Origin of the sequence: Campylobacter sp. BCW_6877, assembly GCF_001762445.1 — a bacterium.
GTDB lineage: Bacteria > Campylobacterota > Campylobacteria > Campylobacterales > Campylobacteraceae > Campylobacter_D > Campylobacter_D jejuni.
Genome location: NZ_MJWW01000002.1, coordinates 1 through 555, shown reverse-complemented (window position 1 = coordinate 555; position 555 = coordinate 1). Strand labels below are relative to the sequence as shown.

Here is a 555-nt window from a genome sequence, read left to right as displayed (position 1 = left end):
TCATAATCAAACCAAAGTACTTCTACTCCATTCATTCTAGAAACACATTCTTCAATACAATTTAATCTCCAATAGTCATCGGAATCTAAAAATATAATATAATCTATATTCGCGTTAGTAAAATTTATCAAATCTTTTTCACTATCAAAATATTTATAACTCTTGTATACACTATGTATTTCATAATGATTATTGCCATTAACACTAAATTCAATTAGAGTGTTTTTTTGAAAAATCTGATTTTTATTTATGAATTTATACTCCCCGCTAAAATATTCTATACCCACATTTCTAGCACTACTTAATCCTCCATTTTTTTTATGAAATAAAGTTATTCTTTCGTCTTTTAAAGTATACTCTTTGGCGATATTTAAGGAATTTTTATCTGTACTGCCATCATTTACTAAAATAATCTCTAGATTAAGATAAGTTTGATTTATGACACTTTCTATACATTCTCTTAAATAATTTTCTACATTATATATTGGAATAACTATACCAACAGTTTTATTTTGATTCATCTATAATGCTCTCTTTTTCTTATGAATTTTATAT

Annotated in this window: 1 protein-coding gene; it reads right to left on the bottom strand. The window is 24.1% G+C overall.

Features of this window, described 5'->3' with window-relative positions; translation table 11 throughout:
• Window positions 1-521: glycosyltransferase family 2 protein (locus AJ936_RS00015; RefSeq protein ID WP_141080060.1), on the bottom strand; the 521-nt coding region annotated here is incomplete at its 3' end.
• Window positions 522-555: the final 34 nt, after the last annotated feature.